Annotated in this window: 15 protein-coding genes and 2 pseudogenes; 2 read left to right on the top strand and 15 right to left on the bottom strand. The window is 47.8% G+C overall.

The window, feature by feature from the left end; genetic code table 11:
* Positions 1-413 precede the first annotated feature (413 nt).
* The 9 genes and pseudogenes from N5E87_RS18845 to N5E87_RS18805 form a co-directional block, all read right to left on the bottom strand.
* The gene (locus tag N5E87_RS18845; protein WP_279770385.1) at positions 414-1,001 is read right to left on the bottom strand and encodes a DUF4375 domain-containing protein; all 588 of its coding nucleotides are present in this window, start codon (positions 999-1,001) and stop codon (positions 414-416) included.
* Between the two features lie 372 nt (positions 1,002-1,373).
* A complete protein-coding gene (locus tag N5E87_RS18840; protein WP_133178288.1) occupies positions 1,374-1,760 on the bottom strand; it encodes a DUF971 domain-containing protein in 387 nt (128 codons plus the stop codon).
* A gap of 145 nt (positions 1,761-1,905) precedes the next feature.
* Positions 1,906-3,234 (bottom strand): ATP-dependent protease ATPase subunit HslU, encoded by a 1,329-nt coding sequence (gene hslU, locus N5E87_RS18835; protein ID WP_055648059.1) that lies wholly within the window; start codon positions 3,232-3,234, stop codon positions 1,906-1,908.
* Between the two features lie 18 nt (positions 3,235-3,252).
* Positions 3,253-3,777: an ATP-dependent protease subunit HslV gene (hslV, locus tag N5E87_RS18830; RefSeq protein WP_011073856.1), complete on the bottom strand. Its 525-nt coding sequence runs from the start codon at positions 3,775-3,777 to the stop codon at positions 3,253-3,255.
* Between the two features lie 247 nt (positions 3,778-4,024).
* Complete coding sequence (gene fliB / locus N5E87_RS18825; protein WP_086902266.1) at positions 4,025-5,203, bottom strand: flagellin lysine-N-methylase; 1,179 nt, start codon at positions 5,201-5,203, stop codon at positions 4,025-4,027.
* A gap of 243 nt (positions 5,204-5,446) precedes the next feature.
* Positions 5,447-5,866, bottom strand: a pseudogene (locus N5E87_RS18820) (pilus assembly protein PilD); the annotation flags it as partial.
* 16 nt (positions 5,867-5,882) lie between these two features.
* Entirely contained in the window at positions 5,883-7,493 is a 1,611-nt protein-coding gene (locus N5E87_RS18815) for an IS1634-like element ISSpu7 family transposase (RefSeq protein WP_011787758.1), read from the bottom strand.
* Between the two features lie 131 nt (positions 7,494-7,624).
* Positions 7,625-7,801: pseudogene (locus tag N5E87_RS18810) on the bottom strand (prepilin-type N-terminal cleavage/methylation domain-containing protein); the annotation flags it as partial.
* Positions 7,802-8,225: 424 nt separating this feature from the next.
* Positions 8,226-8,828: a response regulator gene (locus N5E87_RS18805; protein ID WP_037422732.1), complete on the bottom strand. Its 603-nt coding sequence runs from the start codon at positions 8,826-8,828 to the stop codon at positions 8,226-8,228.
* 208 nt (positions 8,829-9,036) lie between these two features.
* Between N5E87_RS18805 and N5E87_RS18800 the strand changes: the two genes are divergently transcribed.
* On the top strand, positions 9,037-10,842 hold the full coding sequence (locus N5E87_RS18800; protein ID WP_279775696.1) for a sensor histidine kinase: 1,806 nt from the start codon (positions 9,037-9,039) through the stop codon (positions 10,840-10,842).
* 186 nt (positions 10,843-11,028) lie between these two features.
* Here the strand turns inward: N5E87_RS18800 and N5E87_RS18795 are convergent, their stop codons facing one another.
* The 5 genes from N5E87_RS18795 to N5E87_RS18775 form a co-directional block, all read right to left on the bottom strand.
* On the bottom strand, positions 11,029-12,189 hold the full coding sequence (locus N5E87_RS18795; protein WP_279775870.1) for a putative sulfate/molybdate transporter: 1,161 nt from the start codon (positions 12,187-12,189) through the stop codon (positions 11,029-11,031).
* 278 nt (positions 12,190-12,467) lie between these two features.
* Positions 12,468-13,856, bottom strand: a complete 1,389-nt coding sequence (locus tag N5E87_RS18790) for a tetrathionate reductase family octaheme c-type cytochrome (protein ID WP_279775695.1) — start codon at positions 13,854-13,856, stop codon at positions 12,468-12,470.
* A 47-nt stretch (positions 13,857-13,903) separates the two neighbouring features.
* Positions 13,904-15,634 (bottom strand): DUF3373 domain-containing protein, encoded by a 1,731-nt coding sequence (locus N5E87_RS18785; protein WP_279775694.1) that lies wholly within the window; start codon positions 15,632-15,634, stop codon positions 13,904-13,906.
* A gap of 177 nt (positions 15,635-15,811) precedes the next feature.
* Positions 15,812-16,141, bottom strand: a complete 330-nt coding sequence (locus N5E87_RS18780; protein WP_279775693.1) for a cytochrome c — start codon at positions 16,139-16,141, stop codon at positions 15,812-15,814.
* Positions 16,142-16,646: 505 nt separating this feature from the next.
* The gene (locus N5E87_RS18775) at positions 16,647-17,378 is read right to left on the bottom strand and encodes an SDR family oxidoreductase (RefSeq protein WP_279775692.1); all 732 of its coding nucleotides are present in this window, start codon (positions 17,376-17,378) and stop codon (positions 16,647-16,649) included.
* 161 nt (positions 17,379-17,539) lie between these two features.
* Between N5E87_RS18775 and N5E87_RS18770 the strand changes: the two genes are divergently transcribed.
* Positions 17,540-18,379: a LysR family transcriptional regulator gene (locus tag N5E87_RS18770; RefSeq protein ID WP_011718450.1), complete on the top strand. Its 840-nt coding sequence runs from the start codon at positions 17,540-17,542 to the stop codon at positions 18,377-18,379.
* Between the two features lie 63 nt (positions 18,380-18,442).
* On the opposite strand, the gene N5E87_RS18765 is transcribed toward N5E87_RS18770, so the two are convergent.
* Positions 18,443-19,981, bottom strand: coding sequence for a tetratricopeptide repeat protein (locus N5E87_RS18765; protein ID WP_279775691.1), 1,539 nt, complete (start codon positions 19,979-19,981; stop codon positions 18,443-18,445).
* Between the last annotated feature and the right edge of the window lie 38 nt (positions 19,982-20,019).

Genomic DNA, 20,019 nt, shown 5'->3' with positions numbered 1-20,019 from the left:
ATAAAGTTTAACTCGATAAATATAAATCGAACAGACATAGCTTTTATGCCTGAACAGTGTACCAATCACATCAGAGTCAAAGGAATACATCATCCCCTCGGAGTTGCCGCAGGGCTAATAGACAAATTGCGTGAGTCTCGCCATGGATGGCGAGCTAGCTTTCGCAGGTGCAGGGAAGCATCCTTCGGAAGCGATAGCAAATTTGGCTATGAGCACAAGGGGTTTTCAACTCCGTTGGGGCGTCTTGGAGCATCCAAGGAGGATAGGACGAGCAGTCCTCCTTGGTCGGGTGTGGGGTGAAGCCCCACGACTTTGAGTAGTGTCATTCAATGAGCCAACCAAGATTAAGCTGAATGCCTTTAGCTCTTGGTATGGATCACTTAATGATTGAATTAATTGAGGTAAACCCGCAATCATTCGATTGCGCTAACCAATCCAGTTTGTATTGCATAGCTCTCTAGCTTGATATCAAGATTATCCAAATCTTTATAAAACTCATCATCGAGTTGATTGAGTCGGGCTTCGGCGACTGGATTATCGGTTGCGGCCAGACGCAGATCTCTATCTGTGGGGACGGGATCGTCGCCAAATACCACCTGTTTAGCCTGTTGTAATAGGGCTAACGAGTGCAAAGCGCCAATTTGCTCAAGGCCGCGCTCGGCAACAGCATAATGCTCACCCGATGAGTTATCGAAATACTGGATAAAGCCGCCGTTGTAGACTTCGCCAGAGAGACAATTGACGGCGTAATAGTGCTGCGCCGCTTCACTTAACGTGTGAAAGCCCTGCTTATCGTCGTGCACCCGCACCACAATATCTCGCAACAACGCTCTAAAAGGGCAGGTTTTATCTAATTCCCGCTCCTTTTGGTAGTAGGCTTTTGCCTGCTCAATATTTTCACGATTGCCATTTTTGCAGGGCATACATAAGCCTGCGTTGCGCTCGGCGGTGCTTGGCATGATTAAGGTTTGGCAGGCTGTGCAGGGGACTTTTTCCGACATTATCTTTCCTTAGATACTCAGATCAGCAAGAGAAGTAACAGATTCACAAACTACTCATGGCATTTATCGAGACACCCATTGTTAAATTTTACAATGTTGATTGCTCTTGGTATTAACAGCTTACGCCGAAGTTACAGAATACACATCCCCTCGGAGTTGCCGCAGGGCATTTGCGTTCGTTGCGTGAGCGAGGCATGGATGCCGAGATAACGTCAGTCGAATCAGGGACGAGCGTCTGACGCGATAGCATAAGAACGCTTTATGCCCAAGGGGCTTTCAACTCCGTTGGGGCGTCTTGGAGCATCCAAGGAGGATAGGACGAGCAGTCCTCCTTGGTCGGGTGTGGGGTGAAGCCCCACGACTTTAATTCGATTAGTTGTACTTTATATTCATCGCGATCAAGGGTTCGCGTGAAGCCTTTTCGGCTCGTAGGCGTGCAAGGTACTTTTCCCATAGTTCCACTTGGTGAGTAGCGAGATCGTAAAGCACTTGCCAGGAGAATAGGCCAGTATCATGGCCATCGTCGAAGACGATTTTTACCGCGTAGTTACCTACGGGTTCGATGCGGGTGATATTGACGTTTTTCTTGTGGGTGACCAGCTTAGGGTTACCGTGACCATGCACTTCGGCGGAGGGAGAATAGACGCGTAACATCTCACAGCTGAGTTGATACTGCTCGCCGTTATCGAAGCTGATTTCTAAAATGCGCGATTTACGCTTGAGCTTAAGATCGGTGACATTGGGTGTGCTAGTGGTCATAGGTAGTGCCAAGAAAATGCTGAGAATGGACAAGCTGTAACATAACAATTTGTGGCTAAGGTTACAAAGTGTAAGCCTTAGCCACAGTCACAATTTTGCACTCAATGTTCGGAACGAACATAGTAGGCTTGGATAACAGCCCTAGTTACAGGATAAAGCGGCTTAGGTCTTCGTCTTGAACCAGATTATCTAAGTGAGCACTCACATAATCGGCATCAATCACAAATGAGCTGCCAGACTTGTCAGAAGCCTCATAGGAGATATCTTCCATCAGCTTTTCCATCACGGTATGCAGACGACGGGCACCAATGTTTTCGGTGCGCTCGTTCACCTGCCATGCCGCTTTGGCTATGCTCTCAATGCCTGATTCGGTAAACTCAATGGTCACGCCTTCGGTGGCCATCAGCGCGATATATTGCTCGGTCAGTGAGGCATGTGGCTCAGTTAAAATGCGTTTAAAATCATCGGCTGATAGCGCATCTAGCTCAACGCGGATCGGTAAACGGCCTTGTAGCTCAGGGATTAAATCCGATGGTTTTGACATCTGGAATGCGCCCGACGCAATAAACAGAATATGGTCGGTTTTCACCATGCCGTGTTTAGTGGTGACTGTGCAGCCTTCGACTAAAGGTAATAGGTCGCGCTGTACGCCTTCGCGGGAAACGTCTGGGCCTGAGGTTTCGCCACGCTTACAGATTTTGTCGATTTCGTCGAGGAACACGATACCGTGCTGCTCAACCAATTCAATGGCTTGCTCTTTTAAATCTTCTTGATTTACCAGCTTGGCCGCTTCTTCTTCGATCAACAGCTTAAAGGCTTCTTTGATCTTCATCTTGCGACGTTTTGCCGGTGCTTGGCCCATGTTTTTAAACAGGCTTTGCAGTTGGTTGGTCATTTCTTCCATGCCGGGCGGTGACATGATTTCAATACCAATTTGTGGCTGGGCCACGTCGATATCGATTTCTTTGTCATCTAATTGGCCTTCGCGCAGCTTCTTACGGAAGATTTGACGGGTATTGGAGCTGGTATCGCTTTCCGTGTTATCCCAGTCATTTTTCGGCTTGGGCAGCAGGGCATCGAGAATGCGCTCTTCAGCGTGTTCTTCGGCGCGTTGGCGGCATTTGCCCATTTGCTGCTCGCGGGTCAGCTTGATGGCGATGTCGGTTAAATCACGGATGATTTGCTCGACTTCTTTACCCACGTAACCCACTTCGGTGAACTTAGTGGCTTCAACCTTGATAAATGGCGCGTTGGCGAGTTTGGCCAAACGGCGGGCGATTTCAGTTTTACCTACGCCGGTTGGGCCAATCATCAGAATGTTTTTTGGGGTAACTTCTTGACGGAAATCGGCATCTAGCTGCATGCGGCGCCAGCGGTTACGCAGGGCGACGGCGACGGAACGTTTGGCCTTTTTCTGGCCGATAATGTGGGCATCCAGCTCGTGGACAATCTCACGGGGGGTCATTTCAGACATAATATTCCTCACGCCCTGTTAGTAATTAAGTTCTTCAATTGTCTTGAATTGATTGGTGAATACGCAGATATCGCCGGCAATAGTCAATGACTTTTCTGCAATTTCCAGCGCCGATAATTCGGTATTTTGCAGTAGTGCCAGTGCCGCCGCTTGGGCATAGTTGCCGCCCGAGCCAATAGCGACTAAATCATGCTCTGGCTGCACTACGTCACCATTACCTGTGATAATAAGTGAGGCTTCGGCATCGGCGACCACTAGCATAGCCTCGAGTTTGCGCAGCATACGGTCGGTACGCCAATCTTTGGCAAGTTCAACAGCCGAGCGTAATAGGTGACCTTGGTGCATCTCGAGTTTGGACTCGAAACGCTCAAATAGGGTAAAAGCGTCGGCGGTGCCGCCAGCAAAACCTGCCAACACTTTGTTGTGATACAAGCGACGCACTTTTTTGGCGTTACCTTTCATGACGGTATTGCCTAGGGAGACTTGGCCATCGCCAGCGATGACAACTTGGTTATTACGGCGTACTGATACGATAGTGGTCACAATGAATCCTCTTCTCTTGCCCGCAATGAAAATTCTGCGGTGGATGATGGACTAAATATGGGGATGGATAGTCAGAATTCAAGTTATTGCAGAAAAAGCCAATGGGGTTTACGTGTTCGGGCGCCTTTTGCAACAAAATTAAAGCTTACTGGGAAATGGCGGCCAGCTTCAGTCTTGCCACTATAGAGGCGTCGGCTGATACGCAAAGACTGCCGTTGGTGCTATTTCGGCAGTCTCGCCTCGGCGATCACGAGGTTTTTAATAGACTGATGGCGGCGGGAATACTATCAATACCACATTCTTGCAGGGTCTGATTGATGCCCTCGGCAAATTTCGCTTTATGTTGGCGCACAACGCTATAGATCTGAAAACAAAGCACTATGTCACTGTCTGTCAGTCCATTATTTTTAAATGCCATGGCAGATAAGTAACAGCGGATCATAAAGCAATCTATCACGAGCAGGCGAAATGCCATCCAAGGCTGCTGCGAATGACTCATGGGGAAATGCTCATGGTAAAGCGAATATAAAATATAACGGTCAAATAAATCCTGATAATTGCTCAACGCGGGTAATGCTTTTTCTTCCCAAGCTTTATTTAAATGATCAATTTGATATTGATTACTCTCATTACATAACAAACCAATTGCTTCATTAAGCGAGGTAAAGCGAGGCTTTAAACTTCTTGAGTGGAGTTTACATAATTGATCGTGTATCGAAACAAAAGCATGGGTTTGGGGCTGTGGTGTATAGGGTATTTTTTGATATTGCTCATCGATTTGATTGGTTTGAGCCAGCAAGATTAATTGTTCAAAACGCTGATCTATCTGTGCAATAGGCAGGGCATTTTGCCTTACTTGGTCACTGACTTTTACCAATAATCCTATGGCCATGAGTGCCTGTTGCCAATCCACGCCCATATTTATTAATAGATCCAAACTGTAATCGTAGGTTTTTTCTAACCATGCAGGATTGGCTGCAGTTGGACGTTTTGCGCCACCGCTCTTTGCCTCAAATTGAAACGCATTGGCGTCAAATAGCACCAGACGGGCAGCTTCAGGGCATGATAGAGATAAACTTTCGTATTTAGTGGTTGCGATAACATTGTTAATACGGGGGTAGGTTTTACAGGTATGACTTAAGGCTGTTTCACCCGCCGCGGCATGGATGGCACACAACTGCTGTTCGTTTACAAATGGGCAGGTGCCATTGGCGTTAAGTTTGATTTGCGCCCACTGGTTAGCATCGGTTTTGGTTTCAATAAATGCCTCTTTGGCGAGAGAGGCGAGTTTGGGATGGTTAAGGGTATTTTTATAACTCTTTTTGTCAAAAATGATGGTCCAGTCATGGCAGCAACTGTCTTCACATGCGGAGCCTATACAACTGAATTGTGAAGCGTAGCCTGGTGTAACAATTAGATTATTCATTGGCGTTTATTCATCTGGGTGTTCCATAAACAAAAAGGTAACAAATCTATAGAATTAATACCAATCTTTGGTGAGTTTGATGACCGCATGTAAAAGGAATCTTGGTGTCTTCCCGCAATGAAAATGATGCGGTGAAAAACAACGTCGCTATCGGATGGATAGTCAGAATTCAAGTTATTGCAGAAAAAGCCACAGGACTTTGTTGATTTTTGTCCTGTGGTGAAAGCGGATATGCAGGATGGATTAAGGTGCAGATAACGAGGAGCGGCCGACAACAGTACGTCCATCGAGGGGATAGTATTTTAGCTCCCAATTCTCGCTGCCAAGGCGGCGATCATCCGACACATAGTTAAAGTAACAATAAGTATTAGGGTCACTTATCGCGCCGCCGCTATACCAGTAGACGATGTCGATATTGGGTGCTTGTTGCGTTTCCCAATCCGTGTGTGTGGTAAGGACAAAGTCCTGATTATCGAGTAACGATTGCCACAGTTCTCCGCAGTAAGCGCCTTGTAATTGAGTGCCTTGGCTGCTGCTTTGAGCCGTGTCTTTTCCGAGTGGAAAGCCCGTGGTGGTCGAGTCGATAGTGCCATCACCATAGCAAGCGAGATTTTGGGTATATCCCGAGTGTCCGCCCGCAAGCCAACAACTGTGATACAGCCGACATTCCGCAGCTAATTTAGGAATAAACTACCTCATAGAATCTACCGAGTAATTTGAGTAGTTGTGTTTGGTGATCTTGAAGTCCAGTGATGAACCTTTGGCCGTTAATCTCTAGCGTATCTATGCCTTCGAATTGCAAGAAGACCCAACGTGCCGTCGGTCTGGAGGTCGTCTTGTTCTTTACCATACTTGGGAAGAACGCTTCGGTTTGTGCGAGTTGTTCTCTGATTTTGTGTTCTAAACTAGCGTAAACAAGCAAGCTCAACGTCATTATCATTAGCAACGCTTCAATGCGCTCAGGCTTTTTCAAGAAGATGGAAGAGGTTAAAAACTCAGGGCTTTTTAGAAAACGGAAGCCGCGCTCGACTTTTTGTTGCGATTTGTAATGTGCTAGAAGAGCCGCCATGGTGAGTGCTTCATTGTCGGTGTCATTCGTCGCGAGGATAAACATGCCTACTTTGAGCTTAGCCAGTTTTACTTTTTCTAGGTCGGTGAAGGGGGCGGCTTCGATAAAGTATTGGTATCCTGTCGGTGCTTCATCTGTCTTTGGGCGGCCCGAATGAGAGTAAGTCGGCTGTTTGATGAGAGTGCCTTGTTCAAACCCAAGTAAGTCACATTGTTTCTTGAAATCGTTAAACGCTAATTCTGCGTCAACTTCACAAGCGAATGGTTTTTTACTTAGCTTTTCCAACGCTTTGATTTCTTTTGCTATGTTTTTCTCTAAGTTCTTGAAGAAAGTGATTTCTTCCCGCTTGGTGGCCTGTTCACTGTGAACGAGCAACCAACGTTGATTGACCTTTCCGTAATCCGAGTCTATCCAACATCCTGAGTAGCCATGACCGATAGTGCTTAATTGCTCTGGCTCTAGCGCAAGTAGTGCTTGTTTTGCGAGCTTGATGGTCATGGGGACACGGGTAATGAATTTTTGATTTTGCTCATCTAGCGAGGAGATGCTTTCTTCGGTGTACAAAGCGGCATCAGCGATAAAGTAACGACTATTTTGCGCGGCTTTTAGGCAATGTATGTGTCTTTTAGTGACTTCAGCGAATGCCTTGGCATCATTGGTGTTACCACTCAGTGCTTGCATGTAAACAGGAATACCTGCTTGGTTTTCACAGATGAGTTCAAGCACGACTTGGTTAAGCTCTGGCCTATGATCCCGACTATAACCTCTTACAAGCTTAATCACGTTGGTGTTTTCATCTTGTGCATACTCACCATCAACGTGGAAGCTAGTGATATCAAGATGAACAGAATCGGTCGTCAAGCCCAGTTTATCAACAACACGCTCAGCAATAACCTGATAGAGCGCTGAGACATCGGCTTCGTATAGAGCATCTAATGTGCGGCCTAGTACATCATCAGTCAGGTGGTGTGCTTCAATGTCTTTGGCGAGTAGCTTAGATACAGGCTTGGTCTTAAAAAAGTCCGAGAACATGTGCAGTGTTCTGCTATGAAAGCCAAGTCCATTTAGGAGCATGGCCAATACCGCGTCACCATGAGAAACATTGTGGTCAGAATATTTTGGGATAACGGCATCTATCATCCGTGGCAGGCCAATTTCGTGACAAAAGGCGGCAATGAGACCAAGGTGATCTAAGCGTTTAATAACAGGATGGGTAGACATATTTTGAGACCGTCAAATAGCAGTAATAGATCAAAACTGTCGATCGCGGTCAAGATGGTGTCGTAGTTTTTATGAAAAGCTGATCGCCAGATCACACTATTTAAATTCTGGAATTAGCTGCGGAATGACGGATACAGCTTGACGCCAGAGGTAAAAGCAGCAAAAGCAGCTTTTGCCCGAGTATCGTGGGCATCTTGACTTAGATTCATAAAGCGCGGGGCTGCGACTACGGCAAGAATGCCTAAAATGATGATAACCACCACTAGTTCGATTAGGGTGAATCCCTTAGATGTGTGTAAACGACTCATACTGCTCACCTGTTGCCAAGATAGTCGCATTCTAACTTCATTTTGAAAAATTATCATTAAGTTATTGATAGATATTAATTTAATTAACAATAGCGCTACATTGGTTGTTCGGGTTTTGGGCGGCGAGGCGGGGTTTGTAGGGATAAAAAAATCCCCGAGGACACTGGCCGTACTCGGGGAAAGGTTCAAAAGCAGTGGATCTTTAATGCCTACGGAGCATAAAGGAGAGAACCTAACTTGAGTGTGGCAGTGAATGGTGTTTGATACAAAGCCAAAGATGCAAACTGCGACAGCTTGTCGCAGTTTGGATGAAAACGCCGCCATCAGCGCATTCTAAATGGTCTGAGTTATATGGAATTAGCGGTTTAATCGTGACAAGCGTGGCGAGAATATATTGCGATTGTTTAGCGTGCTGGTCACTGATTTATAAAACAGAATTTAGATTTCCTAAGTGTTGTACTAACTCTGCCATATTGTTCACTTCAAGCTTTTTCATAATCTTTGCGCGATGCACTTCGATGGTTCTTAAGGATAAATACATGGCTTCGGAGATCTGTTTGTTGGTCATGCCTTGAACCACATGGGCTAATACTTGTTGTTCGCGCTCAGTCAGTTGGGCAAATTTCTGCTGCAGACTCTGTTGCTCAAAGCTGGATTGGCTTTCTTTATGTGCTTTTTCAATCGCTTGTACAAGGGCTTTACCCGACACAGGTTTTTGAAAAAAGTCGCATGCGCCTTTACGAAAAGCGCTTAATGCCATGGGTAAATCACCGTGGCCAGTGAGAAAAATCACTCCTAATGGACTTTGGGTTTCAAGCAGCTTTTGCTGCACTTCTTGGCCAGTGATCTCCGGCATTCGGCTATCTAAGATGACACAGCCCGCTTGAGTTAACGGGCATTGGGCTAAAAAATCCCGCCCACTGCTAAAGGTTTGTACTTGGTAGCCAAATTGCCCGAGCATAAACCCTAAGGAGTCGAGAATCGCTTCATCATCATCGACTAAATACAGCGGCAGCATAGTGGACATGGTTTTCCTTTTGGTGGTGGGACTCTTTATCAGCTTAAGCCTGCCTTATCGTAGGCTCAATTTTAAGCCTAGGTCTTGGGAGGTTTATCACTAAATTAGTTAAATCACTTTAGGGGGAATGCCAGAGTTTGGTGTTATTCACAGCATCATTTTGGCCTTGCGTATAAAGTACTCCGAATACAAAAGCATACAAGACAGGGCGATAGCAATGAGAACTTGGTGTAGGGCAATACTCGTGAGCTGCATATTGAGCGTAATGATGCTTAATTTGTCCTATGCCGATGAAGACATTCCCGTTCATGAATTTAAAGTGGGAGTGCTGGCGAATCATGGGGTGTTACAGGCAAAACAGCGCTGGCAGCCTATGATGGATTACCTTAGCGAAAACGTCCCTAATAGCCGTTTTGAAGTGGTGCCCGTCGACTTTAATGGTATGCGTAGCCAGTTACTGAGCAATGAATTGCAGTTTATTGTGACTAACCCCGGCCAGTATCTGCACTTGAGTAATAATTTCCCCCTCTCTTGGCTGGCGACCATGAAAAGCCGTAAACATCAGGGCAGCACTTTCACCATAGGCGCGACCATTATTGTGCGTGCCGATAGCCCTATACGTAGCTTGCAGGATTTACGCGGTAAGAATGTGGTTGCTAGCGATCCGCAGGCACTTGGCGGCTATCAGGCTGCGATGGGATTACTGCATAAAATGGGTTATTTACCGGAGCAATTCTTTGGCCAAGTGCGATTTTTAGGATTTCCCCTCGCGCCGCTGATCTATCAAGTGCGCGATGGGAGTGCCGATGCCGCCATTGCGCCTTTTTGTACCCTAGAGGAAATGATTGAAACTGGGCTTATCAATAAGGCGGACTATCGTGTCATTCATCCAACCCATCCTCCTGGATATGACTGCGAGGTGAGCACCCAACTCTATCCTAATTGGTCATTTGCGGCGGCGGATACTGTATCGCCGCGCATTACCATGCAAATCACCCGTGCCTTGTTTGACCTGCCCCCAGACCATGTGGCAGCCATTACCGCCGATACTTTAGGTTGGACTGCGCCGGTGAGTCAGCTAAAGGTGATTGAATTATTTAAAGAATTACAGCTGCAAGGTGCATCACCTCCCTTATATCAAACCGTGTATAAATGGATGGAGAAAAATAAAGAGTGGGGTGGGGTATTACTGCTGATCTTTATTGTGTCGACCATTTATCACCTGTGGCTCGAATATAAATTCCGCCAAAAGAGCGAGTTTTTAGTCAGTACTGAGCGGCAATTAAAAGACAAGGCATTGCAGTTAGAACGCTTACAAAGTGCGGCGATCCTTGGGGAGATTGGTGCTGGGTTGGCCCATGAACTGAATCAACCGATTGCCGCCATAACCCAATACAGTGAAGGCGCCATGCTACAGCTAGAAAGGCTGGGGCAGGATAATCCTGAACTCTATGATATTTTGGGTAAAATCAACGCGCAATCGATACGGGCCGGGGCGGTTGTGCACCGTATTCGCGGTTTACTCAAACGTCGCCAGTCTAAGGCCGAACCGCTCAATGTGACCCTAGTCGTCAAAGAAGCCTTAGCCCTGCTGCGGCGCGAGTTAGACCGCGCAGGTGTGCAAGTCACAGTGCTGGTTGAAGGTCATCCCTTTGAAGTCTTGGGGGATAGCGTGGGCCTCAGTCAAATGTGGGTCAACCTAGTCAAAAATAGTTTAGATGCGCTAGAAGCCTGTGAAGATCACCGAGTGCGCCAGTTAAGGATTGAGATCCACTATCAACCCACTGAAATTAAAGTATTAGTGATTGATAATGGTGAGGGATTGCAACGCCAAGCCAGCGAGCTAATGGCCTCATTTGCCTCCACCAAGGATGCGGGACTCGGTTTAGGCTTAGCCATTTGTAAGGATGTCGTCAGCCGCCACCATGGCAGTATTGAGATTGAAAACTGCAAGCAATCGGCACATACCCAATTACCCTGGCAGCAAGGCTGTGTGGTAACCGTGGTATTGCCTAAAGGATAGGCTTAGCCCAAATACGCCATAGCAGGATTTTCTGTTAATTTGGTTATCGTTTTGTGTCGTATAAGGCATAAGCTAAATGGGCGCTGGCACAAAAGGATACGCCCACCAATCCTGCAAGAACATTTTAAGAGATAAAACAACAGCGCATGATGCGCTGTTGTTTTTATGGCGGAGTGATATTGGTACTTAACGCATCGCGAGCATTGCCCAAGTGCGGCGACCTTGCTCAAGAAGAATGCCAACAGCCAGGCCCGCTGCGGCGTTGACAGCCAAGCAAGTGACTGCGGTTGCGAGGATCACAAAGATACAGAAGGGCTTACCATCGATAAGGCGCTTTGACCACGCCAGTTGCAAACCGCCGATGGACAGCAAACTGCCGAGAATCGCCACAGGGATAAGCCCGAGCAACCACGCAATTTGCCCATCCCAGAATAGAGCGATAACCACACAAGTACCGCCGAAGATTAATGGCGCGAGGTGAGTGCGTGCGCCAAAGTGGTATTGCACCGCAAGGCCTCCTGCACCATGGCACATGGCTGCCGCACCAAAAGGCGCGAGTAACAAATTGGCCAGCCCAGAGCTAATGGCCAAATTTTTGGGTGTGAGTTTGGCGGCATCTTCGGGAAATTTTTCCTGCGCCATGGCTGAAGTTGCAATGACCGCATTGGTTAAGGTGAGGGCGAGCTGTGGCAGTACCAGTAAAATCGCTGCTGAACTCCACTCGTTAAGGCTAGGCAAAGCTAAATGTAAGGATGTACTCAAAGCGGGAATGTTCAGGCTGGTGGCGATGTCGGTTTGGCTGTTGGCTTGCCACAACATGCCCGCTGCGATCACCAGTGGCATAGCAAGGTAACGTAACGGTAAGAATTTACTCACAAATAGCAAGGCAAACGCGCCGAGTCCGAGCAGCCAAAAGTCGCTCATCATCTTAGTGCCCATCCACATCAATTGCAGACCAATTGCTAGTTGAATGCCGACACTCACGGCTTGGGATAATTGCTTGGCAAGCCAAGTAATGGCGCCACTAAACGCCAAGATTAACAGTATGATACCCATCAGCATGGCGCTGGCTTGCAACATCCCAGGCGTTAAGCCTTGGGCGATGACGAGGGCGGCGATGACCTTCATGGGTTGGACGGGAATAGGGCGGCGATAAAATAAGGCGCTTAAGATCGCGAATAAGCCGAAACCTAAAAATATCCCTTGGGGCGAAAATTGGTTTAGGGCAATTAAGCCCAAGACTAAGGGTAAAAAAGTGCCTAGGTCGGCAAAGGCGCCGCTGGTTTCACCGAGTAAACGGTTGAGCGGTTGAGTCGGGTGCTGTGTTGGGGTTTTGCCCGCGGTCATAGAGGTTGCCACAATTAAACATTGCCTGATTAGGCAAAATAAATGCCATAAAAATCAGTTAATTTGACTTATAAACAGAGCCAAACTCCTTTTCACGCCTGTAGGTTGAGACAAACTGGGACAGTATTATTTTTTAACTGCGGCGATTTGTCTTTGTTGGCAGAGTATAGCTGATAAAAAAGAGAGCTTAGCCAGCGGGTACTAAGCTCTCAAAGGTTTGCAGGGGAGCGATACTCGCTATGCCTTAAGTTCGGTTAGGCGATAGCGAGTGGAACAGCTTATGGTTGTTTATGCTTAGGGCCTTGCTTGTTTTTCATGGGGTCGCCTTGATAGCCCAAGGCTTGCCAATCGAGGCGAGTGCCTTTGTTGTGGCAGTCATTACAGTTAAGCGCTTGTTCCTTCGGTGACACCATGTGGTTGATACGCCACCACATTTCAGTGGCAGCAAAATCATATTCACCACTGTATTTGATGCCTTTTTCAGTCATGGTAGTGTTTGCTTCCATACCCAGTTTCGCCGCTAAATTCCAATCAAACTCGCTCCAATATCCGCCCTTGCCATAGGTTTTTGGGGTGATAAAGATATTGAGTTTCTTGTCGTAAATCTGCTTACCTGTATGCACCTTAAAGGGATAAATCTTGGCTTTAGCGTCGTTAATGTCGCCCATGGGGTAGGTCAGCTTAGTGACGACATTCGGGTCCATCTTGTCCCCCGCCATATAAGCGTTAGCCGTGCCGTTGTACCAAGCGTACTGGGGCTTGACCATTTTCTCCCACACAAAGTCACCCTTTTTCTTCTGATAGGTGTGTTTGCCATATTGATCTACGGTCTCAGGTTTATCATCACCCGCAGTTGACCAATCCCAGTGCATCTTGGTGGGTTCATTCTTCGCGAAGAAGGGAATATGGCAGGTTTGGCAAGCCACGGTTGCGGTATGGGTATTGAGCTTTTTGTTGCTGTGCGGTGCACTCTCGTGGCAGTTCTCACAACCTATATGGTCGATACCGCCTGGGGATACCCCCATGGCATTACCCGAGATTTGATGTTTTTCAGTGGTATGACAGTTTTGGCATTGGAAGTTATTGCCGTCGCTGTCCATGTGTACATCGGTGGCTTTATCGGGGTAGGCCATGGAGGAGTCGAGGTCCCCGTGCTTGACCGCATCACCACCGCCACCATAGAAGTGGCAGCTACCGCAGTTATCCCGCACGGGTTCACCCACGTTTTGCGCGATCTTAGCCAGATCGAGTTTTGCCATGGGCTCGCCTGCACCGGCGGGGTCTTTTACATAGGTGCCTGTGGTGTCGTGGCAGACTAGGTAGTCCACTTTGGTTTTATCTTTAAAATCAAAGTTACTGTCCTTCCAGCCATAACCTGCGTGGCAGCTGGTGCAGCGAGGCTCGTTGCTGGAAATCGACACACAGAAGTTATTGATACTGTTTTTCTTACCGCGTAATACGGTTCTATCGGGGAGCTTTTGTTCTAACTCCCATGTCCAGTGGGAGGTTTTCATCATGTCTGTGGCTTGGTCTTCGTGGCAGGTTAAACACTGAGTTGTGACCTCAGAACCTGTGGCGAAGGGGCCTTTGAGAACGTCTTTATGGGGATTGGCAGCCTGCGCTTGCAACGCCATACCCGCTAAGGCAATAACAATGAGTTTTTTCATTCTGTACTCCCGCCCTCGGCGATACCGAGGGCTGAATGGCGTCTAGGTTAGAAGTTAATGGTCAGCGAGGCGTTAACATCGAAGGCCTTATCGACTACCGGTAGCATCGAGTAGGCTGAGCCCGCTAACACCTCATCGATTTTTTGTGGTGCGCCAACAGGTGTGCCGCTACCTGTGTATTCGTAGTCGTAGTAGAGTCCTGCCAGTTTGATAAACATTTTTGGATTGATATCAAAGATGTAATAGGCTTCGCCGACGTGGCCACGGGTGGCTAACTTGCTACCGATTGGGTCATCTTGGGCTTGGGTGAAGGGCGTCCAGTATTTAGAACCGTAGTTATATTCCAAGCCGAATTTGCCGTAGGGCGCTGGGATTTGAATACCCACATAGATGCCATAACCATCTTTGATATCGGTATCATCGCTGGTTTTCGGCACCATAATGATTTCGGTGCCAGTGCTATTGAGCTCAGCTTCAAATACTGCATCGGATAACATGCCGCCGAACATACCCGCATTACCATTTGGCTCTGCACGTGTCCAACCCAGTGAGGCAAACCATTTGATATCGTTAGCTTCTTCCCGCGCAAAACCAATGCCGCCGAGGTACATATCACCTATGGCGCCGCTGGGCTGTACTCGGGTGACAAAGTTAAAGTTGTCGAACTTTTGCATATCTTGATACATGGTGGGGGCGAAAATACCCGCCAGTTGGGTCGGGAAGGCCATAGTGCCTTTAAAGCCGTCGTTGATGTCTTTGGCACCAAACAGGGTAAATTGCAGGAAGTTAGTGCCGTCGTTGATGGCATCGATATTAAAGCCGCCGAGGTGGGTATCCTTGGTGACTATATCGCCAAACATTTCGCCATTCCCCCATTGGGATTCAAAGCCTTGGCCATAACAGAAGCGAACCACTTGCCCCTCAACCCCAGTGATTTCCCCTAGGTTGTAGCCTAAGGTGGCACCGTCGAAGTTAAAGTTGACTAAATGGCCTGAAGGCGTGCCGCCACGCAGTTCGTTTTCACGGTAGTGGCTTGGTGGGCCATAGGTGGATGGGCGGCGGCCAATCGAGAGATAAAACTCAGAGCCATTGATTTTTTTCCAGTCGAAATAGGCGCGCTCTACCCTTAACCAGTCACCACTGGTGTTGCCGCTGCTAGTGCCATCCATAGTAAATGAGCGCCAAGAGTCGAACACTTGCACGCCTGTGGAGTCGCCCCAGTTTTTGTACATGCTCAGACGACCGGCAAAGCTAACGTTATCCCATACCTTGGCCTTAAGATTTAACCGTAGACGAGTGGTGTAAAAGATGTCGTTATCAATATCTTGGATATGTTGCTGCGCCAGTACGTAGGGCATTACGCCCTGTAGCATGCCATTTTGAAAGGCGGCGGCCAGATCTGGGTTGGCTTGCATCATCTGTCCGAGTGGCGAGTTAGGATCGTTTGGCATTCCAAAGGCGCCGGACATGGCCTTGGCGCCAAAGTCATTAAAGTTCACCTTAATGGCGGGGTTCCAAACGACATCGCGGTAATGCAGTGAGTGAGCCTTGGTTCTAAAGTCACCAGTGATTTCAAGGCGGTCTAACGAGGTGTGGCGCTCGGTTTTATCGACACGGCTATTGAGCTCATCGAGCTGTTCGGTGATATCGGCCAGTTGTTGTTTCAGCTCGGCCATTTTTTGGGTGTCGGCTGGCGTTTCATTGGCGGCGGCAAAGGCTTGGCCAGACATAAACAGCGCATTCGCAACCAATATCGAAATGAGTGTAGGTGTACGCATAGGGTTTCTCCCTGAGTATTCCGCTGGCACTGGTTCAAGGCCCTGTGCCAAATTTACCCAACAGGAGGCCCTGGGGTGTGCTCCCCATTTTTCTCTTATTGGGCTTGGTTTTATTTCAATGGGTTAACTTACAGTTGCAGGCCTGCGGTTATCCCTTTGATTTCGGGTTAGCAGCGATTAACCGCAGGTTTGCGGTTGCTCCGAGTCGGCGGCATGGTCATACAGGAATTGCTGTATATCTTTGAGATCTTGTTCGGTGAGGTCGTTGAATACCTCAGGTTTGAGTTTGTGTTTATCTTTGTCGAAGAAGCGATCCCATTGGCTCATGGTTTTGCTCATTGGGGTCAGCTCGCTACCTTCACCACCTTGGCTATGGCAGGCTTTACATTCTTTTTTATAGAGGTGTTTCCCCTTTTTGGGATTGCCTCCCTCGGCGGCGTAGGCTTGAAGTCCCAAACTGCTGATTAGCGCGACGGCGATTGCGATCTTAGTTGAAGTTTTCATCATCTCATCCTTTCTTAATTGTCATTCACATGACTTTGTTGGTGGAATGTGGCTATTGCTTCCACCTTGTGAATAAATTTATCAAAGGTGATGGGATGTTTATTTGAGGTGTATTACTTCCATTAAAAAAATCTAATTGATAAAAAATTCATTGATAAAAATCTAATTGATTGGTGGTGGATTGATTTGGGCGGGAATTTACATTTTCAAAAACAACGATTTGTTTTTATTGCTAAATTAGCTTGTTGTGTCGCAGCTAGGATTTTAGGTCTGAGATGGCGAAAAAATGAGAGTGATCGAGTTAACACTTTGTAAAATTTGCGATTGCTAAAGTAGTCAATCGGAGTGATTTCGCCCGAAATCCACTTTGCTTAAGTGTGAATCTAGCGTAATTCGGTACAGTGGCTAGGGTTGAGGACGCTCGGTCGATTTCTAAGTTTTTAACGCAGCGGCACTCGCACACTGCGTTTCACCCATGACTAGAGCGAGGTCGCGCCAAGCAAGTCGCTTAAGGTTGTTGGCGTGTCGGCGCTAACACTATCTCACGCACACAGACATTTTGTGGTTGTTGCCAAGCAAATAATGCTGCTGCGGCAACGTTTTCGGGGGCAATCACGCCGCCCATTTGATGTTTCCAATCATGGTAACCGGCTTTGATAGCATCATCCGTGGTGTGGCTTAAGAGTTCTGTCTCGACCGCACCTGGCGCAATGGTGATCAGGCGCACATCGTCCATTGCGACTTCTTCGCGGATATTTTCGGTTAAGGCATGCACGGCAAATTTAGTCGCGCAATAAGCCGCATGGTTGGGGAAGGTCTTACGTCCTGCGACCGAACTGATATTGATAATGGTGCCCGTTTTGCGCGCCTTCATTCCGGCTAAAACCGCATGGATACCATTGAGCACGCCCATCACATTGATATTGAGCATGCGGCTCCATTCGTTGGGATCTTGGGTATCGATTTGCCCAAGCAGCATGACGCCAGCGTTGTTGATAAGGCAACCGACTGGGCCAAACTGTGCTTCCGCTTGGTTAATGGCGGCCTTGATGGCGGTGGTGTCGGTTACATCGACACCTATGGACAGGCTATTGGGTAACTCAAGGGCTTGCATTGGCTCTACACGGCGTGCCAGCAGTAATAGTGGGTGTCCTGCTGCGCTAAATTGTTTAGCGATGGCGGCACCTATGCCCGATGAGGCGCCAGTGATCACAACGAGGGGCTGAGTGATATTGGTCATTTGTCATTCCTATCTTTAGACGCGGTAAATAAGGTGGATTGATAGTTCTCTAACTTGGGAGTCAGTATAAGTAGCGGTTTCTAGGCTGAAAAATACTTATTTCCACTGAATATGATAGGCTTTGCCTATGACAGGATTTTGGGCGGACAAGGTGAAGGCATATGGTAGATTTACGCTTATTGCGCTTTTTTATCGCGATTTATGAAGAAAACAATATTACAGCGGCGGCAACGCGCTGTTATGTCAGCCAGCCCTCGCTCTCGGCTGGGCTTAAACAGTTAGAGGAAGAGCTTGGCGGCGCCTTATTCGAGCGCAGTAAAAAAGGCGTAAAAGCCCTAGATAGCGCCCACTATCTGTATCCGCTGGCGGTTAAGTTGGTGGAGGAAGCCAGTAAATTACCCGCTCTATTTATGGCAAAAGCGAGTCGGCAAAAGCTGCGCTTAGCCGTGATGCCCGATTTGAGTCAGCGTCGCCTTGCTGGGCTATTAACTCAAATCAATCAGGCGATTAGCCATTTAGATTTAGAGCTGGTGGATTATCAAAGTCCTGCGGATTGCCGATTAACCTTAGACAGTTTACGCCATGAGGATGAAGTGTTTTTTCCGTTGTGGGAGGAGGACTATGTGCTATGTGTGCCAAGGGAGCATTCACTGGCCCAAGTTAGCAGTATTCGCCCCGAAGAGTTAAGTCAGTACGACTTTATTGAGTGCCCACCCTGTGAGGCACACCAGCAAACCATAGGCTTACTCGCCTGCAGCAATTTGTCGCTCAATTTGGTGGCGAAGGCAGAATCTAAGTCTTTGGTGATGTCACTGGTACTGGCGGGATTTGGGGTGAGTTTTCTCCCCGATGGATTAATCGAAGATGAGCCTAGGCTTAAACAGATTAAATTCGATGGTCCTCGGATGTTTCGCCGTATTGGTTTGTGTTATCCATCCCATCAAACCGTTGCGCCAACGTTGGCAACATTGTTGCGGCATTTGAGCAAAACCACGGCCTAAGCCGTGGTTTTAAGTGCAGGGGTTGGCCAAGCGGCTAAACCCTAGCAATCAGCCGCTTATCCCTTATTCATTACTCTGTAGGTAAGGCGCTAGTTGGGTTTCAATCCTCTCGATTTCATCTTGGGCATACAACAGTTCGGACTCCGTTAAGCGGGATAGGGCCTGTTGTTGATACAAGAGTTGATCGCTATTCATCCCGTATTGACCAAAGTTGCGCAGTAATATGCTCGACCAAATATATGTTTGTACCGGTTTATCAATCGACTCATGGCGGTTGATGTCAACGAGGGCTTGCATGCCATCTTGGCTTCCTAAATCAGCGGCTTTGCGGTACCAAGACTCTGCGGTTTGCAGCGCTTCGCGGCTCGGATGCTCGCCCTTGCGGCAGGTTTCTGCTTGGTTAAGATGGTAATACGCCTGCTGCTGATTGGGGATAGGGTGTTGATGCAAAAAGTTATTACACAGGTTCTGGGCTTCGCGGATCTCTAAGGTGCCCAAGCGCTTACTGAGCTTCTCGTATGCGTCTTGATAGTCACTGATATGGCTCATGGCCGCCAGTTGGTAATACATTAAGGCTTTAATCGGTTGGCGCGAGACGCCTAAGCCTTCCTCGTAGATTTTACCTAGACCGAATAGGGCTTCCTCTTGCCACTGGGACGCCAGCGTCTCGAATTCTGTTCTTGCCTGCTGGTAGTCATTATCCGTTTGTGGGTCGAGTAGTTTAAGGTGTGCCAGCGCTAACTTAGCAAAGACATTGTCAGTGGCGCAGGATTTTTCTAACCAATGGCGAGCCTTGCCGTAGTCGACGGCAAAATCTTCACCATAGAGGAAACGTTTGCCTAGGTAATACTGGCGAAAATCATTTTCTGCAGCATATTCGCTGAGTAAGGCTTCGGCGCGGACGAGATCCCTTGGGCCGCCTTGGCCTGAGGCCAGCATATGACCTAAGTTATCTTTTGCGAGTTCATCACCGGCGGCGACGGCTTTCTCAAAGTATTCCCGCGCTTTGCTATAGTCTGGCGTGACACGTTCATCATGCCAATACAGGGTGCCTAAGTGGTAATAGGCATCTTGATTTCCTTGAGCGGCTGCCTTTTCGAACCAGTAAATGGCTTGGCTTGCATCGGGATCGAGAAAGGCTTGTCTGAGATACAAATAGGCGAGCTCATATTGAAACTCGACTTGCCCCGCTTCAGCACTGGCTTTGAGTTGTTCTACCTGCTCGCGTAACTGCTCTGGTGTTTGCGCCTCTGAGGCGACCAAGCTAGTCAGGGTGAGCATGGGTAAATATTGCGGATCGATTTCGGCGGCTTTTCGATACCAATATTCAGATGCCTTAGGATCGGCGGGGACTTGGGGGAATCGACCCGAATACAGCTCGGCCATGGCAATGGCGGCTACGGCGAAGCCTTTATCAATGGCCTGCTGAATATAGTCTAGGCCCGAGTTGACTTGACCCTGATTGATTAATGTAAGTCCGTGATTGAGTAGCGCCGAAGGTTCCCCAGCGGCAAGCGCTTCGGCTTGTATCTTCTTTTTTTGGTATTTGGCAAAAAGAATAAACAGAACGACAAAGGCTATAATGATAAGTATCAACGACATAGTATTCCATCACTATCGATATTTGGGCTGCACAGTAA

The sequence above is a fragment of the Shewanella sp. GD03713 genome (genome assembly GCF_029843705.1).
GTDB lineage: Bacteria > Pseudomonadota > Gammaproteobacteria > Enterobacterales > Shewanellaceae > Shewanella.
This window is presented reverse-complemented; position numbering and strand designations above follow the sequence as displayed.